Origin of the sequence: Ruegeria sp. HKCCD7303, assembly GCF_013111185.1 — a bacterium.
In the GTDB taxonomy this organism is placed as follows: Bacteria; Pseudomonadota; Alphaproteobacteria; order Rhodobacterales; family Rhodobacteraceae; genus Ruegeria.
Window position 1 is genome coordinate 639,641 of record NZ_WVRE01000001.1, and the last position, 23,112, is coordinate 662,752.

Below are 23,112 nucleotides of genomic sequence, written 5' to 3' on the forward strand. Positions count from 1 at the left end.
CTATGCACCGAGCCGCAACTACACGGCAGAAACACCTTATTGAAATTCGGTATTGCCCTAAGCGATGCCGCAAACGAGAGTTGACCGTGTACAAGTTTTTCTGCCATCAACGCGCCATGTTCGGTTCCGGGGACTCACCCGGAGGCAATAGGGAATGCAGTGCGGCTTTTTCTTCGCCAATTCTGCAACTGCCCCCGCAACTGTAAGCGGCGAGCGCGGCTGATCGTGCCACTGGGATATGCCCGGGAAGGCCAGCCAAGCGTTTTGACCCGCAAGTCAGGAGACCTGCCGAACATGCGCCCTCGGAATGGGCGTTGATCGTCGGCGACGGGGTGTGCGCCGAAACTGTTTGCCTATTTGAGCAAATGGTTTCGCATTCCCCAATGTCAAAAACCAATGCGTGCCGGGGAAGGCACGACGTGAGAAGGACTTGTTTGTGAAACACTTTTTGTTGGCGGCAACAGCTGCCATTGCATTGCCTGCGATGGCTCAGGCTCATTTCCTGCTGGAATACACCGAAGATACCATGATTGATCGTCCTGGTGACGTTCCGGTCAAGTTGGTCTTCTGGCATCCGTTTGAAGCCGGGCACGTGATGACCCTGGAAAAGCCAGAAGAATTTTATGTGATCCACAACGGCGAAAAGACCGATTTGTTGGGTACGTTGGAAGAAACCACGTTCGAAGGCCCCGAGAACACAGCCAAGGCCTTTTTGGGCTCGGTTCCAGTGAAACGTTCTGGCGATTACGTCGTGGTAACGGTACCTGCGCCTTATTACGAGGAATCTGAGGATATCTATATCCAGCAGGTCACCAAGGCATATCTGAACCGAAACGAGCTGCCCACCGACTGGGACCAGCCGCAAGGTTTGGCTACCGAAATACTGCCGCTGAACAAGCCCTATAACATCATCGCTGGCTCGACCTTCACGGGACGTGTATTGAGCGAGGGCAACCCAGTGGCTGGCGTAGAGATTGAAATCGAACACATGGCCGCGGAACCCGACTTGGCCGGAAACGGCGCAAAAAGCGCAACTGCTTCCCCACTGCCAGGCGGCGCACTGGTCGCAATTTCGGACGAAAACGGCTATTTCACCTTTGGCGTGCCAAAAGCAGGCTACTGGGGTTTCGCAGCGTTGGGTTCGGGCCCGAAGACTGAACATGAAGGCAAAGAACTAAGTCAGGACGCTGTGATCTGGATCCGCGCCTGGGATCTGGAGTAACCCATATGCATATTGTGGACGGAGCCCTTTCGAACCCTGTTGTGATTGGCGGCGCAATCGCGGCAGCAGGCGGGATCGCCATGGGGCTGAAATCGCTGGACCTGGATCGCATTCCCACTGCCGGGGTGTTGTCAGCCAGCTTTTTTGTCGCCTCACTGATCCATGTTCCGATCGGCCCGTCCTCTGTGCATTTGATCCTGAACGGTCTGGCCGGGCTTTTGCTCGGCTGGGCGGCCTTTCCGGCGCTTTTTGTTGGCTTGCTGCTTCAGGCTGTGTTCTTCGGCTTTGGAGGACTGACAGTGCTTGGGATCAACACAGTCAACATCGCCCTTCCGGCGGTGCTTACATGGATAATCTTCGGTCGTCTGATCGCCAAGGGCACGCCTGTTCAAGGAGCAGTTTGGGGCGGCATAGGCGGCGCTTTCTCAATCGCAGCTACGACGGCTTTTGTCGCAGTATCGCTGGCGCTGTCGGGCGACGAATTCCTGCCGGCTGCGAAGCTTGTGTTATTTGCTCACGTCCCTGTCATGGCCGTCGAAGCGGTTCTGACCGGGTTCGCCATTTTACTGGCTCGTCAGGTTAAACCAGAACTCTTTTACAAAGGCGCATCGGCATGAGGCATCTGCTCGTCGTTATTGCGTTGTCACTGATGCCGCTTCCTGCGCTGGCCCACAAAGTTATCGCAGGGGTCTTTCCTGCAGGCGATGCAATCGAAGGCGAATTGGGCTTTTCAAACGGCGATATGGCGCAAAACCAAGAAGTCATCGTGTACGGGCCCGATGGTGCTGAGTTGGGACGAACACTGACCGATACGGATGGTTTCTTCCTTTACACCCCCACCAACCCGGTAGAACACACGTTCAAAGCAGACTTGGGCGCGGGGCATGTGGCAGAAGTCACCATGCCTGCTGCCGATGTCGCGGCGATAATGGGTGTTGAAGCTGACGTGGTCGAAACTGCCGCAATGATTGCCCCTAAGGAAGGTGGGACGCAGGTGACTGTCGCATCATTGACGGACGAAGAACGCGCCGCAATTGCTCAGGCGGTCCGAGACGAAACCCGCCCGCTGCGACGCGAGATTGCCTCCTATCGTGAACACAATGATCTGCAAACGATCCTGGGTGGCATCGGTTACATCATTGGTTTGTTCGGAATCGGCTTTTACATCGCCGCACGCAAGAAGATGACCTCCTGATGGCCCACGCCCTGGAACCCCAGGCCAAGACATTGGCCGAGACTGGCCCGGGTGCATCCTTTGGGGTGATCCAAGGCTTGGATCCTCGGATGCGGATCGTGGTGGCGAGTGTTTTTTCCATTGTCACGGTCTCGCTCAGCACCATTCCAGGGCTGATTGCGGCATTGGCTGTTTCTATCGGAGTGCTGCTGATGTCTCGCCTGCCCATTCGCCGAACGCTCAAACGTATGGCGATGATGGACAGCTTTATCATCTTCATGTTGGTACTTTTGCCATTTACCACGCCCGGGGATGCGATGTTCAACTTGTTTGGGTTTCCGGCCAGTTGGCAAGGCCTTTGGAAAGCCACTGAGATTGCGCTGACAGCTAACGCCGTCATATTGTCCCTGATGGTTCTGGTTGGAACGATGGAACCGGTTACGCTTGGCCACGCGTTGCATAAACTGCGCTGTCCCGAAGCACTCGTCCACCTTCTGATGTTTACCATTCGCTACATCGAAGTTTTACGCGAGGAATATATGCGCCTGCGCGCGGCGATGAAGGTCCGTGGGTTTCGACCGGGCACTAATTGGCACACGTATCGCAGCTTTGGCTATCTGGTTGGCATGATGTTGGTCCGCGCCATCGAACGGTCCGAGCGAATCTTAGCAGCGATGAAATGCCGAGGGTTCTCTGGACGGCTTCTCTTGCTGCAGGAATTTAACCTGACCCTGCGCGACTACGTGTTTGCGGCGACTCTATGCATAGTGTGCATTGGGCTTCTTTGTCTGGATTTCGCATGACGATCCTCAAGCTGGAAGACATTCATTTCGCCTATCCCGGTCAAGCACCCGTACTGGACGGCGCCTCGCTTACGCTTGAACCAGGGCAACGCCTGTCGATTGCAGGACCTAACGGAGCAGGGAAATCCACCCTGTTTGGAATTGCGCTTGGTTTGCAAAAGCCAACCTCGGGTAGTGTGATCGCCCTTGGAAAAGATCGGCGCACCGAGGCCGATTTTCACGAGGTTCGCCGCGAGATCGGACTGGTGTTTCAAGACCCTGACGATCAGCTGTTTTGCCCCACTGTGGCAGAAGACATCGCGTTTGGGCCTCTCAATCTAGGGCGCAACAAGGACGATGCTCTCGCCATCGTCGACAGAGTTCTCTCTGATCTAGACTTGATGCACTTGCGTGATCGCATAACACATAAATTGTCGGGGGGCGAAAAGCGTCTTGTGACCCTTGCCACCGTATTGGCGATGGAACCCCGGGCACTGTTATTGGACGAACCAACAAATGCGCTCGATATCCAGAACGAAGCCCGCCTGCTGGAGATACTACAGGGTTTGCCACAGGCCATCTTACTGGTCAGCCATGCGCCATCCTTCCGTCAGGCATTGGCCCCGGACACGCTTGAATTGAGAAACGGTAGACTTGTCGCCGCGGGATTTTGAACTGCTGCGCTTTGCCGACGATTGGTCAACACATCGGCCCCCTGCCCCTCATCAGGCGAAACGGTATACGGAAAAGGCCGGTAAGCCCGCGCAGTGGTGCCCATGGATGTCGTTTCAGCTTCGATAGCGCTGTCCAGTGCTTTGCGGAACAGTTTTGCGCCCTTATCCAGACCAAGATCAATATAGGGTGTCTTGGCGTGCTTAATACCCAGATGCACCTGCTCCAACACCCCTTTGTCTTCGAGAAACGCCATCCGCATGCGTCATTCATGAACTTTAAAACCTCTGCGTTATCGGGGTCTGTGTTTCGGTGCTGAAACCAAAAGTACCGGGTTCGGTCCTCGTCAAACGGCGTCATGAAATTGTACGAGATATTGACTTAGATCTTGTCGAATGGGGGTTGCCATAGCCACCGGTTCCAACAGGCGCGTAAACGGATCTGTTCAGCGCGATAGCAGGCAGGCACATCTCGTAATGCTGAAGCCGGTCGCAATCGCTCGGAAACGACACCGGGGTGCCATCTTCCTGCCGGAAGAAAACGATGTTCTTAGCCAGAAACGTTTCGGCCTTCAGCACGCGCCCGATATTTTTTCTCAAGGCCACAACTTACCAGCAATTTCTCAGAAACATCGATTGCCCGCCAATCCATCATTTGGCTTGCTAAAGTATGGGCGCCTAAACGCCGCCATGCCATGTCAGAGTAGTAATGGGTTGTATAAGCCTGACTAATTTCAAACTGAAGCCGGCGGAGGGATGTCAGGTTGCGCAGCAACCTCGGAATGAATCCAGCTCAAGAATTCGGCAACCTTTTCGCTACCCTTGGTTTCGTGCGGTCGGACCAGCCAATAAGACAACGGCGATTGGGTCATTTCCGCAAAGGGTCGGACCAAACGCCCGTCTGCCATCATGTCAATGACCAAAGGCTCGCGCCCCAGTGCCACACCTAATCCTTCAATCGCCGCCTGAACAACCATGTTTGACTGCCCCAGTCGCCGTGTCCGCAGCGCGGCTGGCAAGGTCAGGCCACAGCGCCGCGCCCAGAATTCCCATGTGGGGCTCGCCGCTCTGTGATGTAGATTCTCGTCCACCAACATCGTGTGACGTGCGAGGTCATCGACCTTGCGAAGGTCCGGCAACAACGACGGCGCGCAAACCGGAAACAGCTGCTCTGTCATAAGTAAATCGACCTGACAGCCCGGAAAATCGCCCAAGCCATAGCGAATTCCGATATCCGCATCCGCACCGGAAAACGGGAATTGTCCGGTATCGGTTGCTATCGATATCGACAGGTTCGGGTGGGCCATGTCAAAGCGTAAAAGTCGTGGAAACAACCAGTTGAACGCAAAACCCGGCAGACATGAGATAACGATTGTCCGATCCGAGCGTGTTTTATCCCTGAGTTGTGCGCATACATCCGAGATGCGCCCCAGTCCTTCCGAGATCGCAAGGGCCAACAACTCTCCTTCACGGGTTGGGCGCGACTGACGTGCGCCCCGCACCAAAAGCTCGCGCCCCAACCATTCCTCAAGGCTGCGCACATGCTGACTGACAGCGCTCTGGCTGACGCCCAATTCGGTAGCGGCGGGTGAAAACCCCGAATGTCGGACGACGGCCTCGAACGCTCTTAGTGCGGAATAGGGCAAGTTCAAGATCATATTAGTAACTCTAATGTCACTCATTAATACTTTCAAATAGATTGGCTGCAAGCCCCTGGCGTAACCTTGACCAATTCGATCCTATGGGAGACGCGAATGTCGGACATCACGCCGGAACGTGGCGCGCAAAACCTGTTGGCAAACTGTGCCCATGCAACGGCCGGAGACCGGCTGCTGATCGTCTACGAACCGCCAGAGTACGGGTATTTCGACGCGGACAGTGTCGAAATCGTCTCGCGTGTTGCCAAGTCCATGGGCCTGTCCGTCGAAACGGTTGATGTGGGGTTCAACCCTGACACTCCGCATCTGCCTGTGGACTTGCTTAAAAGGTTCGAAACCGCCGATGTTATCCTGTTTCTGGCCCGCCTCGGAGATCAGCTACGGTTTTCGCAAATGCCCAAGGGCAAAAAGATCATCGTCAGCTTTGCCCTAAGCCGCGAACAATTCGGGTCGGGGTTTTCGAACGGGCACCACGACGCCTTCATGGAACTCAAGGCCGAGATCAACTCTGTACTAAATACCGCGCAGGAAGTGCGTTTCACGTGCCCCCTTGGCACGGATGTGCGGGGGCGGCCTGAAATGAACCTGGACCCTTCGGGTGATACCTCCATCCTGCGCTTCCCGATGTCGGTTTTCACGCCTGTCCCTGCACACAGCTTCTCTGGCCAAGTGGCCCTGACCTTCCTGACAGGGACCGGATCAAAATACTATGAAGGTTACACTACCGAATTCACTCATCCCGTTCTTGCGCGCCTAGATCAAGGCCGCCTGACCGGGTTCGAGGGGCATCCTTCAGATGTAGCGCGGGCAGAGACTCATTATGATCGGGTGGCCGAACAGTTCGAAATTGACCGGAACTTTGTGCATTCCTGGCATGCTGGCATTCATCCCGGATGCGGCTACCCCTGGGACATGCGTGAGAACTATGAACGGTGGGGCGGGGCGGCATTCGGCAATCCGCGCATCTTGCATTTCCACACATGTGGTGCTTACGCTCCCGGTGAAATCAGCTGGAACGTGATCGACCCGACCATTGTCATCGACGGCACAACCTATTGGCAGAGCGGGCGTTTTTACGCCGATCGTCTGCCGCGCGGTTCAGAGATACTAAGCCGGTATCCTTGCGCCGCAGGGCTATTTGCCCATCCCGACACAGATATCGGGTTGCGCAAAACAGGTTAATCATACTGACACTAATGCGCGCGCTCTACATTGGTTCACCAAGATACGGAATTCGCCAAACAAACGTGGCGTGACACCAACGATCGCTCAAAACCTGGGCTATGAATACAAGGAAGGAACCAAATTTGTCTGCCTGGATCAGGATGATATCTGATGAAGAGGCCGAAGCGCCGCTTAAGGCCGTTCTGGACCTTGCGCGAACTCCGCATGGAACGGTGGACAACGTTATGCGCGTGCATTCCCTGCGCCCCAATACCATGAAAGGGCATGTGGTTTTGTATCGCGCCTGCTTGCACGATGACAGCAACACGATCCCAATGTGGTTTCAGGAAGTGGTCAGTTCTTATGTTTCGACGTTGAACACATGCCCGTATTCCTACGCAAATCACTGGGCCAACGCGCGGCATCTGATCGGGGATGACGCGCGGGCGGACAAGATCGAGGCCGCGCTCAAGGCGCAACGACCGCAGGATGCGTTCGACGGCGAACATCTAGAGGCCTTGATCTACGCCGAAAAGCTCACTGTGTCGCCTGGCACTATGGTTGAATCCGACGTCACCGCACTGAGACACGCAGGTTGGGACGACGGCGAGATTCTCGAAATCAACCAGATCGTCGGCTATTTCAATTATGCCAATCGATTGCTCAACGGATTGGGCGTCACAACGGATGGCGATGTCGTAGGGTACTATGCCGGCGAATGACCTGAGCGCGACGCGTGCTGGTTTCATTGTCAATCGACAACCATCCTGATTTCGCCGAAGACCTTGAGTGAGGCGCTCTTGGTTCAACCTTTTACGCCACGGAAACTGGCAAACGCTCAGAGAAGAAGACTTCAGTTTTCACGCGTTTTGCCAATGGCGGGATTAGCCAGCCAGACCAAAGCGCATACGCTCGGTTTGATCTGGCCAACTTGCTCTGATGTCCTCGCTCCAAGCCAATGGAAGAAACGCACCTCAGGATAATTGTCGTCCTTGGCGATCAGCTGACCCCCCAAGATCGCCGCGCTGCGTCGGGGCATCGCCGCGCGTGATACCGTTCTTGTTTGCCGCAACACGGGACAACGCGCTGGAGCACTTTGTGCAGACGGCCTTACCGCATTTCGGTGACTGTCAGGACGCGATTTAGATGGGTGAACCGTTTCATTATTATTCGGTCCTAGCTCAGTATCTGAACGCCGGGCTGCTGTATCCACTGGAAATCTGCCGACGGGTTAAACGCGCCTATTATGACGGTCATGCCCCGCTGAACGCGGTCGAAGCCTCCAATGTCATTAGCTTGAGTCAGTTTGCCGACTGAGGATTGCTGGGATCGAAACCCTATGCGGCCAGCAGCAATTACATCAACAAAATGTCGGATAATAGCGACACGTGCCGATATGATGTAAAGCAAAAAACCGACCCGAAAGCTAGCCCGTTCAATCCGCTGTATTGGGATTTTTCGTTGCGCAACGTAGAAAAACTGCGCGGCAATCCTCGCCTCAGCCAAGCCTAACGAACGTGGGACCGGATGAGCCAAAAGAAAAAATCAGGGCTATCTTGAAAGCGCGGCGAGGGTGTTGGACAACCTATGGCTCATCGGTGGGCGTACCACAGCAGCGCGACAACTATGGCTAAAATCAACGAAAGAGGCGGCAGCAGAAAACCTCGGAAAAGGTGTGCCATTGGTCAAAACTGCTGTCCAAATTCTTGACGTAAATGTCCAACAGGAAACGCCGCGACAGGGCAGTAATAATACAGCTTGTTGAAAACGGCCAAGTCATCGGGACAGCTACCCTTGATCCGGCCACAGCACCTATCGCCCGTACCGCTAGATCGCTGGAAACCCGCAACTGCTAATTCAAGCAGACATGTGTCCAAGAAACCGTCCGTTCCGAACCTGTTCTGGGCGTAATTTGTAACGTTTAATAAAGGCCCGCGACATTGCCGTTCGGGACGAAAAACCAGTTGCAGATGCGACCTCAACAAGTGGCATGTCAGTATACTTCAAAAGACTGTTGGACCTCTCAAGGCGGAGTTCCTTATATGTGTCCAAAAGAGTCATGCCCGTTTTACACAAGAACCTTCGCTGAAGCTGCCGGATGGACGTCCCGACCAGTTCAGAAAGCTCAGAAATCCTGAGCGGGTCTTCGATGTTATCCAGCATTGTATCCACGGCAAGGCTCACAAGCCTGTCTCCATTGGACTTTCGAATGAGGCGATTTGCGACCTGGCTTTCAGTTGCACCCTTGGGTTCGGCCAGCCCGACATACCGCCGCAACGTGTCTGCCAAATGCTCACCATGATCCATTGACACAAACTCGGCCAGCAGACGTAGGGCGCTGATCCGAGTGTTTGCGCTGTGCGTGCGCCCATCTGGGGGAAAATGGATCGAAGTTCCGCTGTTTCCAATCCCGAGTTCCAGCGCTGCGGCTTCGAAACCCGAATGCACGGCTGCTGTGCTTCGGTCAGCACTTCCGAGTTGCGCCAGCAGCATCACCGCCCCCCCTACAAGAACAGACCTAGGGGACAAGTTCAGCACCTGATTCACCCAGGACCTTTCAGCTGCAGTGGGGCACCAGACGCGTTCAAAATCCCCCCAAAAAATCGCGGTACGTCCGGCCCAATACAGCGGACCTCCTACTGGCTCTTTAGCAAGGACACGTAAATTCACAACATAGGTGTGTTTTTCCACCAAAGTGTTCAGCGCCCGGTAAAACTCCATAATCAGTTCAGCAGAGGCTTTGTCAGAGTTTCGGTACAAAACGACATCTATGAATTGTAACCGATCTGACACCGGGGCAGAGCCTTTGGCAGCATTCTCGTGATCCTTCGTGACAACATAGTGTTTCATTGGATGTACCAACCTTGGTTTGGTCAGTGCCAAATTGTTTCGGAAGTTTCCGATTGGCGAAAACCCCGCCTATGTTTTGGCGGGGTTTTGTTATGGGATTATTCTGCGGCGTCTGCGTATGCGTCCATTGGGGGGCATGTGCAGACGAGGTTTCTGTCGCCATATGCGTTGTCGACGCGGTTGACGGGGGACCAGTATTTGTCGACACCCATGGAGCCCGGAGGGAAGCAGGCCTGTTCACGGGTGTAGGGGCGGTCCCATTCGCCGACCAGATCGCGCACGGTGTGGGGGGCGTTTTTCAGCGGGTTGTTTTCCGCGTCGATCTTGCCGTCGATGATGTCCTGCGCTTCCGAGCGGATGGACAGCATGGCGTCGCAGAAGCGGTCCAGCTCGGCCATGGGCTCAGACTCGGTCGGCTCCACCATCAGGGTTCCGGCCACCGGCCAGCTCATGGTCGGCGCGTGGAAGCCTGAATCGACCAGGCGCTTGGCCACGTCGTCGACGGTGACATGCGCCTCGGCATCCAGCGGGCGGGTGTCGAGGATGCATTCATGCGCCACCCGGCCCGTTTCCGAGGTGTAGAGGATCGGATAGGCATCCTTGAGCCGCGCCGCGATGTAGTTGGCGTTCAGGATCGCCACTTTCGTGGCCTGCGTCAGACCCGCGCCGCCCATCAGCAGCACATAAGCCCAGCTGACCGGCAGGATCGAGGGCGAGCCGAAGGGCGCTGCCGAGACCGGACCCACGGCGGTGCCGTATTCCGGGTGACCGGGCAGGTGCTCTTCCAGATGCGCCTTGACGCCAATCGGACCCATGCCGGGGCCGCCACCACCATGCGGGATGCAGAAGGTCTTGTGCAGGTTCAGATGGCTGACATCGCCGCCGATGTCTCCGGGGCGCGACAGGCCGACCATAGCGTTCATGTTGGCCCCGTCGATATAGACCTGACCGCCGTGATCATGGGTGATCTGGCAGACCTCCTGCACGGTGGTCTCGAACACGCCATGGGTCGAGGGATAGGTGATCATGCAGGCGGCCAGATGATCGCTGTGCTTCTCAGCTTTGGCGCGGAAGTCGTTCAGATCAATGTTGCCATTCTCATCCGCCAGCACAGGCACAACCTGCCAGCCCACCATCTGGGCCGAGGCCGGGTTGGTCCCGTGCGCCGAGGTTGGGATCAGGCAGACATTGCGCTGCCCTTCGCCGCGGGCGAAGTGATAGTTGCGGATGGTCAGAAGGCCCGCGTACTCGCCCTGCGCGCCCGAGTTGGGCTGCTGGGAGATCGCGTCATAACCGGTGATCTGGCACAGCTTGTCGTTCAGATCGGCGATCATCTCGTGATAGCCCTGCGCCTGATCTTCGGGGCAGAACGGGTGCAGATTGCCAAACTCGGGCCAGGTGACCGGGATCATCTCGATCGTGGCGTTCAGCTTCATGGTGCAGGAGCCCAGCGGGATCATCGCCCGGTCCAGCGCCAGATCGCGGTCGGCCAGACGGCGCATATAGCGGGTGATCTCGGCCTCGGCCCGGTTCTGGTGGAAGATCGGGTGGGTCAGATAGGCACTTTCGCGCAGCGCATAGTCCGGCAGGCGGTACTGCTTGTTCGAGCTGTCATCGGTGCGGTCGATGCCGAAAGCACCCCAGACGGCCTCGATGGTCTCAGGCCGGGTCTGTTCGTCCAGACTGATGCCCACTTTCGTATCGCCGACCTTGCGCAGGTTGACGCCACGGGCCACGGCAGCTTCCATGACGGTCTTCTGCAGATGGCCGACCTCGACCGTGATGGTGTCGAAGAACACTTCCGGCTCAACGGCAAAACCCGCCTCTTCCAGGCCAGCGGCCAGGCGCGAGGTCTTGCGGTGCACCGATTGCGCGATGGCCTTGATGCCGTCGGGGCCGTGATAGACCGCATACATCGAGGCAATGACCGCCAGCAGCGCCTGCGCGGTGCAAACGTTCGAGTTGGCTTTCTCGCGACGAATGTGCTGTTCGCGGGTTTGCAGCGACAGGCGGTAGGCCTTGTTGCCACGGCTGTCGATGGACACACCGATGATCCGGCCCGGCATCGAGCGCTTCAGCTTGTCGGTGGTTGCCATGTAAGCGGCGTGCGGGCCGCCATAGCCCATCGGCACGCCAAAGCGCTGGGTCGAGCCGATGGCGATATCCGCGCCCATCTCGCCCGGTGACTTCAGCAGCGCCAGCGACAGGATGTCGGCGGCAACAATGGCGATGGCTTTGTGTTCATGCAGTGCCGCGATCTCGGCGGTGAAGTCGCGCACATGGCCATGGGTGCCGGGGTATTGGAAGATCGCGCCAAAGACCGCGCCCGCATCCAGGCTGTCGGGATCACCCACCTGCACGTCGATGCCCAAAGGCTCGGCACGCGTCTTAATGACCGCGATGGTCTGCGGGTGGCAGTTCTTGTCGACAAAGAAGGCTGCATTGTTCGCCTTGGACCGCCCGCCGCGCTTGGCCATGGCCATGGCTTCGGCAGCCGCCGTGGCTTCGTCCAGCAAGGACGCGTTGGCCACGTCCAGCCCGGTCAGGTCGCTGACCATGGTCTGGAAGTTCAGCAGCGCCTCAAGACGACCCTGGCTGATCTCGGGCTGATAGGGCGTGTAGGCCGTGTACCAGGCCGGGTTTTCCAGAATGTTGCGCAGGATCGGTGCAGGTGTGGTGGTGCCGTAATAGCCCTGACCGATCAGCGAGGTCAGAACGGTGTTCTTGCTCGCCACCTCTTTCATGTGGAACAGAGCATCACGTTCCGTCATCGCCGGACCCCAGTCCAGCGGCTCTTTCTGCCGGATCGCGGGCGGGACGGTGACGTCGATCAGTTCGTCCAATGTCTTGAAGCCGATCACCTTGAGCATGTCGCGCATCTCGGTGGGCGACGGGCCAATGTGGCGGCGGTTGGCAAAGTCATAGGCTTCGTAGTCGGTCAGTTTGAAGGCCATTGCAGCGCTCCTATGAATAAGTCAGGTCCGGCAGAGACCGCGCAGATCTCCGGTGGAAGGCGGGCCAGTCCGGCCCGAGCGGGCGGAGCCCCAAAAGCAGAAGCTCCGGATAAAGCGGTGGAACCCCAGGCGCGGGCCCCCGGTTTGGTTTAGCCGATGAAGGCTTTGTATCCGGCCTCGTCCATCAGGTCCTCAAGCTGCGATGCGTCCGCAATCTTGATCTTGTAGATCCAGGCTTCGCCTTCGGGGTCTTCGTTCAGCGCGCCGGGGTTGTCGGCCAGCGCTTCGTTCACTTCAACGATCTCGCCATCCACCGGAGCATAAAGCTCGGACGCGGCCTTGACGGATTCGATCACGCCGATCTCGCCGTCTTTCTCGAACTCGTCGCCCGCTTCCTGCTGCTCGACAAACACCACCTCACCCAGCTGTTCAGCCGCGTGCTTGGTGATGCCAAGCGTGGCGGTATCGCCCTCAACGGTCAGCCATTCATGCTCTTCGGAATAATAGGTTGCCATCTTGTCTCTCTCCTGACTTCAACGCTTGTAATTCTGTGTGACAAAGGGCAGCGCCACGATCTGCGCCGGTTGCGCCTTGCCCCGAATGATTAGGTTCACCTTCTCGCCGGGCTCACCATGGCCCTTCGACACGTAGCCCATCGCAACCGGACCACCCACCGTGGGGCCAAAGCTGCCCGAGGTAATCTGACCAATCGTGTTGCCCTCAAGGCATTGCACTTCAACGCCCTGACGCGCCGGTGCCCGGCCGTCGGGCTTGATGCCCACCAGCTTGCGCGCCGCGCCCTCGGCCAGTTCCTTTTGCACGCGATCCGCGCCCGGAAAGCCGCCTTCTTCCTTGCGGCGTTTTTGAATGGCCCAGCCCAGGCTGGCCTCGATCGGCGAGGTGCTCTGGTCGATGTCGTTGCCATACAGGCACAGACCCGCCTCCAGCCGCAGGCTATCGCGCGCGCCCAGACCCGCAGGTTCGCAATCTTCATGCGCCAGGAAGGCCTTGCTGATCTCGATCGCCTTGTCCTCGGGGATCGAAATCTCGTAACCATCCTCGCCGGTATAGCCCAGGCGCGAGATGCGGCATTCAACGCCGTTGATATCGGCCACTGTGGTTTCCATGAACTTCAGATCGCGGGCAGCAGGGCAAAGTTCCCCCACCACATCCTCGGCCTTGGGACCCTGCACCGCCACCAGCGCCCGCTCGAAGATCTCGGTCACTTCGACGCCTTCGAGGTGCGCGCGCATATGCGGAATGTCCTGATGCCGCAGCGCCGCGTTCACAACCACAAAGAAATGATCGCCCGCATTCGACACGATCAGGTCATCCATGATCCCGCCATCCGCATTCGTAAAGAACCCGTACCGCGCCTTGCCTTCCTTCAGCGTCGCATAAGCCTGAGGGCACAAAGCTTCCAGCTTCTCACCCACATTCTCGCCGCGCAAAATCACCTGACCCATGTGAGACACATCAAACAACGCCGCCTTCTCACGACACTGCTTATGCTCCCCCATAATCCCCAAAGGATACTGAACAGGCATCTCCCAGCCAGCAAAATCAACCAACTTACCTCCCAACTCAACATGCAACGAATACAAGGGAGTGCGTTTCGGTGAAGTCATTGCGGATACCTTTTCCTACCTATGGGTCGGTGCGCATCCCAACAGTCTGCAACAAGCAGTGAGGATTGCAACGATTCCAGACAGCCTACGCCCGACGCACCGTTCCTGGGAACGTTCTGCATACGGATGTATGCACATAAATGTTCCTATAGGAAACTTTTTTCCCTTAAGCAACACGCCTTGTTTGAAACTCAGAGGCTCGAAACGTTTTCTGCCGGAATTTTTCCAGTCTACTTGACCGCAAGAAACAGAAAAAACAGTATTTTACCCTCACTTTTTGCTATTGCCCCGCAAGTGACTGAACAGCGGCGTCAAGCACGCTCAGGCCAGCAAGCAGGTCGCTTTCGGCGGTGTCTTCAGCGAAATCGTGACTGATTCCGTTGATCGACGGCACAAACAACATGGCAACCGGCATCAGGCGCGACACGTTTGTTGCGTCATGCAACGCGCCCGAGGGCATCCGGCGCCATTTCCCCGGAGCAACCTGTTGCGCGCCACCTTCCAACGCATCCTGCAATGCCTTGTCCATGGCCACAGGTTCAAGCCCCAGCATCGGGCCATACTCCAGCGCCATCGCCTGTTCATCGGCTACCTCTTGTGCTGTCGCGCGAATGATCTCTTCCATCCGGACGAGGCGCTCCGCATCGCCATCCCGCCATTGCATCGAAAACCGAACCCGACCCGGAACTATGGATGAGGCATTGGGGTACACGTCAACACGTCCGATGGTCCAGACGGTCTGAGGCGTCACCACATTTCGGAAACGTTCATTGAGACGCGTGTTGAAAAGGGACAACGCCTGAAACGCGTCGCGGCGCAGGTGCATCGGTGTGGTGCCTGCGTGGTTCTGCTGACCCTCAAAAGTGATCGACATGTCGCGGATGCCGACAATATCAGTGACGACGCCGACCTGATCTCCTGTCGCGTCCAGGGACGGGCCTTGTTCGATATGCATCTCGATATAACCTTTGAAGTTGGACGGGTCGATAAAGCCACCAGACAGTTCGGACATTGAGGACCGCGCGGCACCAAAACTGACGCCCGCACCATCTGTCAAAGCATCTGCCCGTTCCAATGGCAGGCCACCGGACCATACGGCTGAGCCTGTGGTCACGCCGAACCGACCTTCTTCGTCCTGAAAGCTGACGACCGAGATGGGCCGATCACTTGAACGCGCGATTTCCAGTGCTGCAATGACGCCAAGCGCTCCGTCCAGCCAACCGCCCTCGGGCTGACTGTCGGAATGCGATCCCATCAACAGCGACGGACCTTCGGCCAACCCAAACAAGTTTCCGACCGGATCGAAATGCGGTGTCAGCCCCGCGTCAGACATGCGTTCGGCAAGCCATTTGCGCGCTTGGATGTCTGCTTGGGAATAGGCCGGTCGGATCACACCCTTGCCTACACCCGAGGCCCCGAATTCACGCAGCTTGTGCAAATCCGCCAAGAACCGTTCGTGATTGACCGACATGACACCTCCAAGTTTTCCTTGGGCAGACCATAGCCACAAACCGGAACACAGCCAGGAATTTTTCAACCGCACATGAAACCCCTCTGGTCCCGGGGTAGAACCTGCCCTAAGACGTCTGCGCAAGAGGGACCGACATGTCACATATCACATTGGTGCGTCACGGGCAGGCCAATACCGCAGCGCGCGACGAAGTAAGCTATGACAAGCTCAGCGAGTTGGGGCATCAGCAAGCCCGTTGGCTGGGCGCGCATCTGCGCGACACACGCAGCCACTATACCCGCGTTTATTGCGGCACTCTGACTCGCCATGCAGAAACCGCCCAAAGCATGGGGCTGTCTGACCCGATCCGTGATGCACGATTGAACGAGATTGAATATTTCACCCTGGCACAACTGCTCGAAGAACAGCACGGGGTTGCGATCCCCACGGACCGCGAGGGTTTTGTCGAACATCTGCCCCAAACCTTTGCCGCTTGGGCCAATGGCGACATCAGGAACGCACCCGAAACCTTCGAAGCGTTCGAAACGCGTGTTCGTGATGCGCTGAGTGAAATCGGAACCGAAGGCGGACCCGCCATTGTTGTCACCTCGGGCGGGTTGATCTCGATGGTGGTGCGGCAGGCGATGGGGTTGGACATCCCGTCGATGGCACGTGTGGCCCTTGCCATCATGAACACGTCAATGCATCGTCTGCATCCGATTGGGGCGCAACTGAGCCCGGTTCTTTTCAATGCCGTTCCGCATCTTGAGGCACCCGACCGGCAGTTCGCGCAGACCCACCTGTAACCAGATCGGAGATACCCCATGCAGCTTTATTATGCCCCTCGCACGATCTCGGTCGCTGTTGCGATTGCTCTGGAAGAGGCCGGCTTAGAATATGAGGTGATCAAACTGGACTTTGCCGGGGGCGAGCAGACGAAACCGGCTTACCGGCAGATCAACCCCAAAGGTCGGGTGCCGGCGCTGGTTGTTGATGGTGGTATCCTGACCGAAACCGGAGCGCTGCTGGAGTATGTCGCTGCCCAAGCACCTGCCGCAGGCTTGGTTCCTGCTGATCCGGTCATGGCCGCGCGCATGCGTGAGGTGATGTTCTATCTTGCGTCGACCATGCACGTGAACCACGCGCACAAGATGCGCGGAGCGCGATGGGCGGACAAGAAGCCAAGCTGGAAAGACATGAAGGATAAGGTCCCACAAACAATGACAGCATCCTGTGAATACATCTGTTCAAACGGCCTGCGTGGGCCGTTTGTTCTGGGTGAGGCATTTTCGCTGGCAGATGCCTATCTTTATGTGGTTTGCAGCTGGCTGGAAGGCGACGGCGTCGATGTCACGGCCTTCCCCAAAATTCTCGCCTTCCGCGAGGCGATGGAGGCGCGGCCTTCAGTTCAGGCGGTACATGCCGCCGGAATGCTCTGACAAAAGGAAATACGATGACACATCTCTGGGTCCGGGCAGAACAGCGCCCGAACGAGGAACGGGTTGGGCTGACCCCCGAAGGTGCCGCGGCGTTGATCGCGGCTGGCATCCGCGTGACGGTCGAGGAAAGCCATGTTCGTGCCATTCCAATCGACGGCTACAAGGACGCAGGCTGCGAGATCGCACCTGAAAACTCCTGGCCTGACGCTCCGGCGGACGCGATCATTTTCGGCCTCAAAGAGTTGCCCGAAGATGGCACGCCCCTGCCCCACCGACACATCATGTTCGGACATGCCTACAAGGGCCAGCATTCCGGCCGCGCTTTGCTGGAACGGTTCAAGGCCGGGGGCGGCACGCTGTATGATCTTGAGTATCTGGTGGATGAAGACGGTCGTCGGGTTGCGGCCTTTGGCTATTGGGCCGGCTATGCGGGTGCGGCAGTGACGCTCAAAGCATGGGCCGCGCAGCATCGGGGCGACCAATGTCCGCCTGTTGGGGTTTATGCCGGTAAGGACAAGCTTAATGTCGATTTGCTGGCCGAACTGGACGCCACAGGGGCCGAACGACCAAGCGCCATTGTCGTCGGGGCCTTGGGCCGCGTCGGCACTGGTGCTGCCGATCTGTGCGAAGCGATGGGTATCACTGTCACCAAATGGGATATGGCCGAAACTGCCAGCGGTGGTCCTTTCCCGGAAATCCTGGACCATGACCTGTTCCTGAATTGCATCTTCGCGCGGCCGGGTACGCCGGTCTTTGTTCCGCGTGACGCGCTGACCGCATCACGCAAGCTGACTGCCATTGGCGACGTCGCCTGCGACCCGGACAGCGATTACAACCCGGTGCCGGTCTACGACCGCGCAACCACATGGGAGGCCCCAGTGCTGCGCGTGGCCGATGATCCGGTGATGGACGTCATGGCCATCGACAACCTGCCGTCGATGCTGCCGGTCGAAAGCTCGGAAGACTACGCCGCGCAACTGCTGCCGTCTCTGCTGACACTGACCGATCTGGACAGCGGCGTCTGGGGTCGGGCAGAAGCAACCTACAAAACGCATATTGAAGGACTCTGAACGATGACGATTCACTGGTGTGGCACCGGCCTGTCGGCCATCCCCGGCCTGCGCCGCCTGATCGAGGGCGGGCACAAGGTCACTGTCTGGAACCGAACCATCGAAAAGGCCCAAGCCGAGGTCGGCGACCTGACCGACGATATCCGGGCGTTCGACATCGAAGCCCTTGCCAAGGTGCTGGGCAAAGGCGATGTGATCGTCTCGATGCTGCCGGGCGACTGGCATGTTCCGCTGGCAGAATTGGCGATCTCGAAACAGGCCAACTTCGTCTCATCTTCGTACATCGCGCCCGAGATGCGTGCGCTGGACGACAAGGCGCGCGAGGCCGGTGTGATTCTGGTAAACGAAGTCGGGCTGGACCCGGGCATCGACCACCTGATGGCTCATGCGTTGGTCGACGACTATCGCGCCTCAGATGTGTTCGATCCTGAAAACCACCTGAGCTTTATTTCTTATTGCGGGGGCATCCCGAAAACGCCCAACCCGTTCCGATACAAGTTCAGCTGGTCGCCTCTGGGCGTGCTCAAGGCACTGCGGTCGCCCTCGAAGTCGATCCGCGACTATGCCCCGCTGGATGTTGCACGCCCATGGGATGCCATCAGCAGCTATATCGCGCCGCTGCCCACACCGGAGAGCTTCGAGGTTTACCCCAACCGCGACTCGATCCCCTTCATGGCGCAATACCATTTCGAGGATCACTGGCCGGTCAAGGAATTCGTCCGCGGCACCCTGCGCCTGAACGGCTGGGCCGACGCGTGGTCGGATGTGTTCACCGAGATCGAAACTCTTTCCGGGCCCGAAGGTGACGCTCGCCTGAAAGAGATGTCGGATCAGTTCTGGGACGAAAACGCCTATGATGAGGGCGAACCAGACCGCGTTGTGCTGTGCGTTGGCCTAAAGGCCGAGAAGAACGGTATTGAGGTCTGGAACAAGACCTATGTCATGGATGCCTGGGGCGATGCGCGCGGCACCGCCATGGCGCGTCTGGTGTCGATCCCGGTATCACTGGCAATCGAGGCGGTCCTGAACCGAGCAATCCCGGCAGGGGTTCACGCAGCGCCCAGCGATCCGAAACTTGTGCAGGATTGGATGAGTGAGATCGATACGCTGGCACAACATTTGCAGATCGTTGATCACTTGGCCTGATTGAAAAGTGAAAGCCATCCCAGTTTTGCTGGAATGGCTTTCATAGTTCTTGGCTAAACATGACTTGCGTTCCCTTTCGGGCTTTCAGATGTACCGCTCAATCGTGTCTTCGATGTCGCTTCGATTGATGCCGAGCTCGGACAATTGTTGATCGCTCAAAGCGTTCAGATGCTGGGCCGCCCGGACAATGTCCGGGCTGATGGCACGGATGCGCATGGCACGGTCGAATAGCAGCAATGCACTAGCAGCCGGGGCCGGTTGATTGGTGGGCGGGATAACGTCAAACATATTGATAACCTCACTAACAATGAACTGGGGATGATTTAACTCAGGGGTTTTTCACCATCATTGCCGGTAGGGTTTGTTGTGATAAACACTCTCGTACGCGCATCGATTGATCTGGTCCCGCTGGACACCGATATCGGCAAGTTGTTGATCATCCAGCTTCTCAAGATCGCGCACAGTTTTTGCAAGAATTCGGCGACGGAAGTGCTCGACCTTTTTGTCGGCGTACTTCGAAAACAGACCATCAAGAAGGCCGTTCTGGGTGTTTACTGCTTGGGTATGTACCATGTCTTTGTCCTCCTAAACTTGATTTGCGTTGTCTTGGTGAAATCAAACTTGGGGACGCCGCCTTAACGTTATCAAAGCGCATCATTAAGGTTTGTTTAAGTCTGGGTCAGAGAAAGCACGTGGAGGATGAGTTATGCCGAGGCGTGTCCGCAATTTACGCCAGCAAAGTGTATCTCAGTAATAGATAAAGCCCAGATGGCGGCCAAACCGCCATCCTCGTATTTGGTGTGGAAAACGAACTACATCAGGTCGTTCTCAATATCCTCAGCCGAAATGCCCAAAGCATCCAACCCGTTCTCCAAGTGATCCGACAAGTGTGGGGTTCCAATCAGATAGTCGGCACAGGGGGTCGAAGCTTCGGACTTGGCGGTGGCGATGGCTTCGGCCAAATCCTCGGCGAAAAAGCTTTCGCGGCCGATCCACATGATGGCGACCAGCTCGGCCTGTTCGTCTTCGCCCATGCGGTCGATGAACGCCCGCAGCTCGCCCTCGGCCCGGTTCAGTTCGCGGCCCATCATGGCCACCTGGGCAACTTTCCTTGCCGAAATTTCCAACATGTCTTCAGCTCCTGTTGTTCGCGGTTGTCAAACCATCACAATCATCGACAGGGGCCTGAGTCTTTGATCTTACGCAAACTGGGGGTCAGTCACGCACACGCGACATTGGCTGGTCTGGTACAGGCTGGGATCGAAACGGGCGAAAGGTTGCCTTTTTAAGCCACAGTTTGAACGCTTGCCAAACAATCAGAGTAAATGTCCGCCGGGCCCCAAACGGACGCCGCAGCAAGGACCACAGGATCACCCGATTGGTTAGCGGCTGACGGGGTCCTGTCAAGGTGGCGATCAACCCACCGTCGGGTCGAGTATAGTCGATCCAAACACCAACCCTGTCAGGACGGAAATCAAATCGAAACGTATAACTGCCTTCGATCTTCTGGAATGGCGAAACATGCATCAGCTTGTCCGCCACCACCCGATCCGATGGTTCGATGGATGCAAAGTCTGGCTTGTGGCACAGATAACTGTGACGCGTCCCAAAGGTGTTCGTCACCTCGGCCACCACCGTATAGAGTTGGTCGTTGCCGTCAAAGCAGAACCAGAAGCTGACGGGGTTGAAGACATGCCCCAGAACCCGTGGCTGGGTCAGCAATATTATCCGCGCCGGTTGCGGCACGGCCATCTCGTCAAAGCGGGTACGCACCCACGCGGCACCTTCGCCCTGACCGGGCGCCCCGCCATGATCACGCGTACGCCAATTGGCGAGGTTTGCGCGGTCACGTGAAAACAACAGGGGTGTGGACAACTTGGCCTCGGGGTCGAACAGGATGTAATCGACCGAATACCGAAACGCGTTTTCGATCCCGCCCTTGCGCCCGTGATAAGTGTGGCCCGCGATATGATCAATTTCTTTTGCCATCGTGTGTTTTCAGACCTGCCCATAACCGCTTAAAACAGCATCGTTTTCCGCCGTATTTGTATAGTAGTGTTACGGAAAATAGCGCGCTTTGGATCAAAATGTCCCGATAAAGTGATCCGGCTTGGGGCGCAGCCCGTAATGTGGTTATGTTTACCGAGATCAATACTGCGACCTTGGACGAACCTGCGGCTGACACAGCCGCCCCTCAGCCTTGGCGCGGGAAGAAACGCATCAAGGGTAGACAGGTGAACGGAACGAAAGCAAGTTGCGACACCAGAACCGAGTGGGTGGAACACGTCAAACGCATCCGGGATGCGCAGGACCAGTCGGCCTTTGCCGAGCTGTTCCAACACTTCGCGCCACGCATCAAGGCGTTCCTGATGAAATCAGGGTCTGATGCCACCATGGCCGAAGAATGCGCGCAAGAGGTGATGGCGACCTTGTGGCATAAGGCCCATCTGTTCGATCCAACACGGGCCACTGTGGCCACGTGGGTTTTCACGATTGCTCGGAACAAGCGCATCGACGTTCTGCGCAAGCAACGCCGCCCCGAACCCGAGGAACTGGGATGGGGACCCGAGGCCGAGCCTGACCAGGACGACGTAATCGCGCTGCAACAGGAAACCGCGCAGCTGCGCACCGCCATGCTGGCGTTGCCTGAAGCGCAGAGAGAGCTGATCGAGAAGGCGTATTTCGGCGACCTGAGTCACCGCGAAATTGCGTCTCAGACCGGGTTGCCCCTGGGAACGATCAAATCACGTATTAGGCTGGCGCTGGACCGCTTGCGCCACGCGATGAACTGAGATGAGTAAGATGAGCAAGTCGATTAAACATCACCTGACAGATGACCTGCTGATGGCATATGCCGCAGGAACTCTGCCCGAGGCGTTCGATCTTATGGTCGCAACCCATCTTTCCCTGTGTGACCATTGCCGCGCACGGGCCGAGAGCTTTGACGCCGTTGGCGGGCAGGTTCTGGATGATCAGGCAGGCTCGGTTGCCATGTCTGATGCGTCCCTCGCGGCGACCATGGCCTTGATTGCGCAGGGCGCACCGAGCCCCAAGCCCGCGCGACCGGGCTGCGCCGTGCTGCCTACCCCCTTGCAGGACTATGTGGGCGGAACTGTCGCGGACATCCGCTGGAAATCCATCGGTATGGGCGTGAAGCAGGCCATTCTGCCGACCACCAAAGAGGCCACGGCAAGGTTGTTGTTCATCCCGGCCGGTGCTGCGGTCCCGGATCACGGTCATCAGGGCATGGAACTGACTATGGTATTGCAGGGCGCGTTTTCGGACGAGGTGGATCACTTTGCCCGCGGCGACGTTGAGATCGCTGACGAGGATTTGGAACACACACCTGTCGCGGATATCTCGGAAGACTGCATTTGTCTTGCAGTCACAGATGCACCGTTGAAATTCAACAAGCTTATGCCGCGATTATTCCAGCCCTTCCTGCGCATCTGACCTGCTGGTGATTTCCGGCTAAAGCGAAGCTTGAAAGGAAACAGACATGACAGGAAAACTTCTTTTGTCGGCCCTTCTGCTTGGTTTCGCGCCTGCGGCGTTAGCCCAGATGACCTCAGAGGTGCAATTTCAGTCCGGCAATTATGGCACCATGGTCAGCGGGGCTGTCACTGGCGACGAATACTTCGACTATGTGTTGGGCGCAAAAGCCGGTCAGGAGATGTTCGCCGACCTTCAGGTCAGTGACACCAATGGAAACGGCGTGGTCTATTTCAACATCCTGCCCCCGGGCAGTGATGGGGTTGCGATTTATAATGGCTCGATTGACGGCAATACCGCTCGGATCAACCTGCCAGAGGACGGAGACTATACGATCCGTGTTTATCTGATGGGAAATGACCGAGATACCGGCAAAACCGTCGGGTACAACTTGGACCTGTCGATCCAGTAA

At 57.2% G+C, this 23,112-nt stretch carries 26 protein-coding genes and 1 riboswitch; of the genes, 15 read left to right on the forward strand and 11 right to left on the reverse strand.

Annotated features, from left to right (window positions below; translation table 11 throughout):
- Positions 1-104 precede the first annotated feature (104 nt).
- Positions 105-308: riboswitch (cobalamin riboswitch) on the forward strand.
- Positions 309-436: 128 nt separating this feature from the next.
- Genes GS630_RS02680 through GS630_RS02700 form a run of 5 tightly spaced genes read left to right on the forward strand, consistent with a single transcriptional unit; the run spans position 437 to position 3,852 of the window.
- Complete coding sequence (locus GS630_RS02680; protein WP_171621103.1) at positions 437-1,222, forward strand: DUF4198 domain-containing protein; 786 nt, start codon at positions 437-439, stop codon at positions 1,220-1,222.
- A gap of 5 nt (positions 1,223-1,227) precedes the next feature.
- A complete protein-coding gene (cbiM, locus tag GS630_RS02685; protein WP_171235057.1) occupies positions 1,228-1,839 on the forward strand; it encodes a cobalt transporter CbiM in 612 nt (203 codons plus the stop codon).
- Positions 1,836-2,417 (forward strand): cobalt ABC transporter permease, encoded by a 582-nt coding sequence (locus GS630_RS02690; RefSeq protein WP_171621104.1) that lies wholly within the window; start codon positions 1,836-1,838, stop codon positions 2,415-2,417. Before cbiM ends, GS630_RS02690 begins: the two co-directional genes overlap by 4 nt.
- The gene (cbiQ, locus tag GS630_RS02695) at positions 2,417-3,199 is read left to right on the forward strand and encodes a cobalt ECF transporter T component CbiQ (protein ID WP_171621105.1); all 783 of its coding nucleotides are present in this window, start codon (positions 2,417-2,419) and stop codon (positions 3,197-3,199) included. The genes GS630_RS02690 and cbiQ overlap by 1 nt, the downstream gene beginning before the upstream one ends.
- The gene (locus GS630_RS02700; protein WP_171177259.1) at positions 3,196-3,852 is read left to right on the forward strand and encodes an energy-coupling factor ABC transporter ATP-binding protein; all 657 of its coding nucleotides are present in this window, start codon (positions 3,196-3,198) and stop codon (positions 3,850-3,852) included. The genes cbiQ and GS630_RS02700 overlap by 4 nt, the downstream gene beginning before the upstream one ends.
- Here the strand turns inward: GS630_RS02700 and GS630_RS22255 are convergent.
- A complete protein-coding gene (locus GS630_RS22255) occupies positions 3,789-4,106 on the reverse strand; it encodes a hypothetical protein (RefSeq protein WP_174827342.1) in 318 nt (105 codons plus the stop codon). The genes GS630_RS02700 and GS630_RS22255 overlap by 64 nt on opposite strands.
- A 477-nt stretch (positions 4,107-4,583) precedes the next feature.
- Positions 4,584-5,507, reverse strand: coding sequence for a LysR substrate-binding domain-containing protein (locus GS630_RS02710; RefSeq protein ID WP_171177261.1), 924 nt, complete (start codon positions 5,505-5,507; stop codon positions 4,584-4,586).
- A gap of 96 nt (positions 5,508-5,603) precedes the next feature.
- Here GS630_RS02710 and GS630_RS02715 point away from each other — a divergent pair, with 96 nt between their 5' ends.
- The 3 genes from GS630_RS02715 (at position 5,604) to GS630_RS02725 (ending at position 7,988) form a co-directional block, all read left to right on the forward strand.
- The gene (locus tag GS630_RS02715) at positions 5,604-6,689 is read left to right on the forward strand and encodes a hypothetical protein (protein ID WP_171177263.1); all 1,086 of its coding nucleotides are present in this window, start codon (positions 5,604-5,606) and stop codon (positions 6,687-6,689) included.
- A gap of 125 nt (positions 6,690-6,814) precedes the next feature.
- The gene (locus tag GS630_RS02720; RefSeq protein WP_171177265.1) at positions 6,815-7,393 is read left to right on the forward strand and encodes a carboxymuconolactone decarboxylase family protein; all 579 of its coding nucleotides are present in this window, start codon (positions 6,815-6,817) and stop codon (positions 7,391-7,393) included.
- Positions 7,394-7,817: 424 nt separating this feature from the next.
- Positions 7,818-7,988, forward strand: coding sequence for a hypothetical protein (locus GS630_RS02725; protein ID WP_171177269.1), 171 nt, complete (start codon positions 7,818-7,820; stop codon positions 7,986-7,988).
- A gap of 540 nt (positions 7,989-8,528) precedes the next feature.
- Here the strand turns inward: GS630_RS02725 and GS630_RS02730 are convergent.
- The 5 genes from GS630_RS02730 to GS630_RS02750 all read right to left on the reverse strand — a co-directional run bounded on the left by GS630_RS02730 (position 8,529) and on the right by GS630_RS02750 (position 15,574).
- Positions 8,529-9,521 carry a helix-turn-helix domain-containing protein gene (locus GS630_RS02730; protein WP_171621106.1) on the reverse strand — a complete coding sequence of 331 codons (993 nt, stop codon included), beginning with the start codon at positions 9,519-9,521 and terminating at the stop codon, positions 8,529-8,531.
- 98 nt (positions 9,522-9,619) lie between these two features.
- A complete protein-coding gene (gene gcvP, locus GS630_RS02735) occupies positions 9,620-12,475 on the reverse strand; it encodes an aminomethyl-transferring glycine dehydrogenase (protein ID WP_171621555.1) in 2,856 nt (951 codons plus the stop codon).
- Between the two features lie 149 nt (positions 12,476-12,624).
- Positions 12,625-12,990, reverse strand: a complete 366-nt coding sequence (gene gcvH / locus GS630_RS02740) for a glycine cleavage system protein GcvH (RefSeq protein ID WP_171181988.1) — start codon at positions 12,988-12,990, stop codon at positions 12,625-12,627.
- Between the two features lie 18 nt (positions 12,991-13,008).
- Positions 13,009-14,103: a glycine cleavage system aminomethyltransferase GcvT gene (gene gcvT / locus GS630_RS02745; RefSeq protein WP_171711851.1), complete on the reverse strand. Its 1,095-nt coding sequence runs from the start codon at positions 14,101-14,103 to the stop codon at positions 13,009-13,011.
- Between the two features lie 280 nt (positions 14,104-14,383).
- Positions 14,384-15,574, reverse strand: coding sequence for a Zn-dependent hydrolase (locus GS630_RS02750; protein ID WP_171178125.1), 1,191 nt, complete (start codon positions 15,572-15,574; stop codon positions 14,384-14,386).
- A 134-nt stretch (positions 15,575-15,708) separates the two neighbouring features.
- On the opposite strand from GS630_RS02750, the gene GS630_RS02755 reads away from it, so the two are divergent.
- From GS630_RS02755 to GS630_RS02770, 4 genes are read left to right on the forward strand one after another with little or no spacing between them, the layout of a single operon-like run.
- Positions 15,709-16,359: a histidine phosphatase family protein gene (locus GS630_RS02755; protein WP_171239074.1), complete on the forward strand. Its 651-nt coding sequence runs from the start codon at positions 15,709-15,711 to the stop codon at positions 16,357-16,359.
- A gap of 18 nt (positions 16,360-16,377) precedes the next feature.
- Positions 16,378-16,992 carry a glutathione S-transferase family protein gene (locus GS630_RS02760; protein ID WP_171239075.1) on the forward strand — a complete coding sequence of 205 codons (615 nt, stop codon included), beginning with the start codon at positions 16,378-16,380 and terminating at the stop codon, positions 16,990-16,992.
- A 14-nt stretch (positions 16,993-17,006) separates the two neighbouring features.
- Positions 17,007-18,062 carry a saccharopine dehydrogenase gene (locus tag GS630_RS02765; protein ID WP_171620167.1) on the forward strand — a complete coding sequence of 352 codons (1,056 nt, stop codon included), beginning with the start codon at positions 17,007-17,009 and terminating at the stop codon, positions 18,060-18,062.
- Positions 18,063-18,065: 3 nt separating this feature from the next.
- A complete protein-coding gene (locus tag GS630_RS02770) occupies positions 18,066-19,208 on the forward strand; it encodes a saccharopine dehydrogenase family protein (protein WP_171234827.1) in 1,143 nt (380 codons plus the stop codon).
- Between the two features lie 84 nt (positions 19,209-19,292).
- Here GS630_RS02770 and GS630_RS02775 read toward each other — a convergent pair whose 3' ends face one another.
- The 4 genes from GS630_RS02775 to GS630_RS02790 all read right to left on the reverse strand — a co-directional run bounded on the left by GS630_RS02775 (position 19,293) and on the right by GS630_RS02790 (position 21,197).
- Positions 19,293-19,496, reverse strand: a complete 204-nt coding sequence (locus tag GS630_RS02775; protein WP_171178137.1) for a DUF1127 domain-containing protein — start codon at positions 19,494-19,496, stop codon at positions 19,293-19,295.
- A gap of 57 nt (positions 19,497-19,553) precedes the next feature.
- Positions 19,554-19,781, reverse strand: coding sequence for a DUF1127 domain-containing protein (locus GS630_RS02780; protein WP_171178139.1), 228 nt, complete (start codon positions 19,779-19,781; stop codon positions 19,554-19,556).
- 239 nt (positions 19,782-20,020) lie between these two features.
- Positions 20,021-20,338, reverse strand: a complete 318-nt coding sequence (locus tag GS630_RS02785; protein WP_171178141.1) for a DUF3775 domain-containing protein — start codon at positions 20,336-20,338, stop codon at positions 20,021-20,023.
- Between the two features lie 85 nt (positions 20,339-20,423).
- On the reverse strand, positions 20,424-21,197 hold the full coding sequence (locus tag GS630_RS02790; RefSeq protein ID WP_171178143.1) for a DUF1365 domain-containing protein: 774 nt from the start codon (positions 21,195-21,197) through the stop codon (positions 20,424-20,426).
- 146 nt (positions 21,198-21,343) lie between these two features.
- Here GS630_RS02790 and GS630_RS02795 point away from each other — a divergent pair, with 146 nt between their 5' ends.
- From GS630_RS02795 to GS630_RS02805, 3 genes are read left to right on the forward strand one after another with little or no spacing between them, the layout of a single operon-like run.
- The gene (locus GS630_RS02795; protein ID WP_171093317.1) at positions 21,344-22,000 is read left to right on the forward strand and encodes a sigma-70 family RNA polymerase sigma factor; all 657 of its coding nucleotides are present in this window, start codon (positions 21,344-21,346) and stop codon (positions 21,998-22,000) included.
- A 10-nt stretch (positions 22,001-22,010) separates the two neighbouring features.
- On the forward strand, positions 22,011-22,661 hold the full coding sequence (locus tag GS630_RS02800; RefSeq protein WP_171234825.1) for a ChrR family anti-sigma-E factor: 651 nt from the start codon (positions 22,011-22,013) through the stop codon (positions 22,659-22,661).
- A gap of 46 nt (positions 22,662-22,707) precedes the next feature.
- On the forward strand, positions 22,708-23,112 hold the full coding sequence (locus GS630_RS02805; protein WP_171178147.1) for a hypothetical protein: 405 nt from the start codon (positions 22,708-22,710) through the stop codon (positions 23,110-23,112).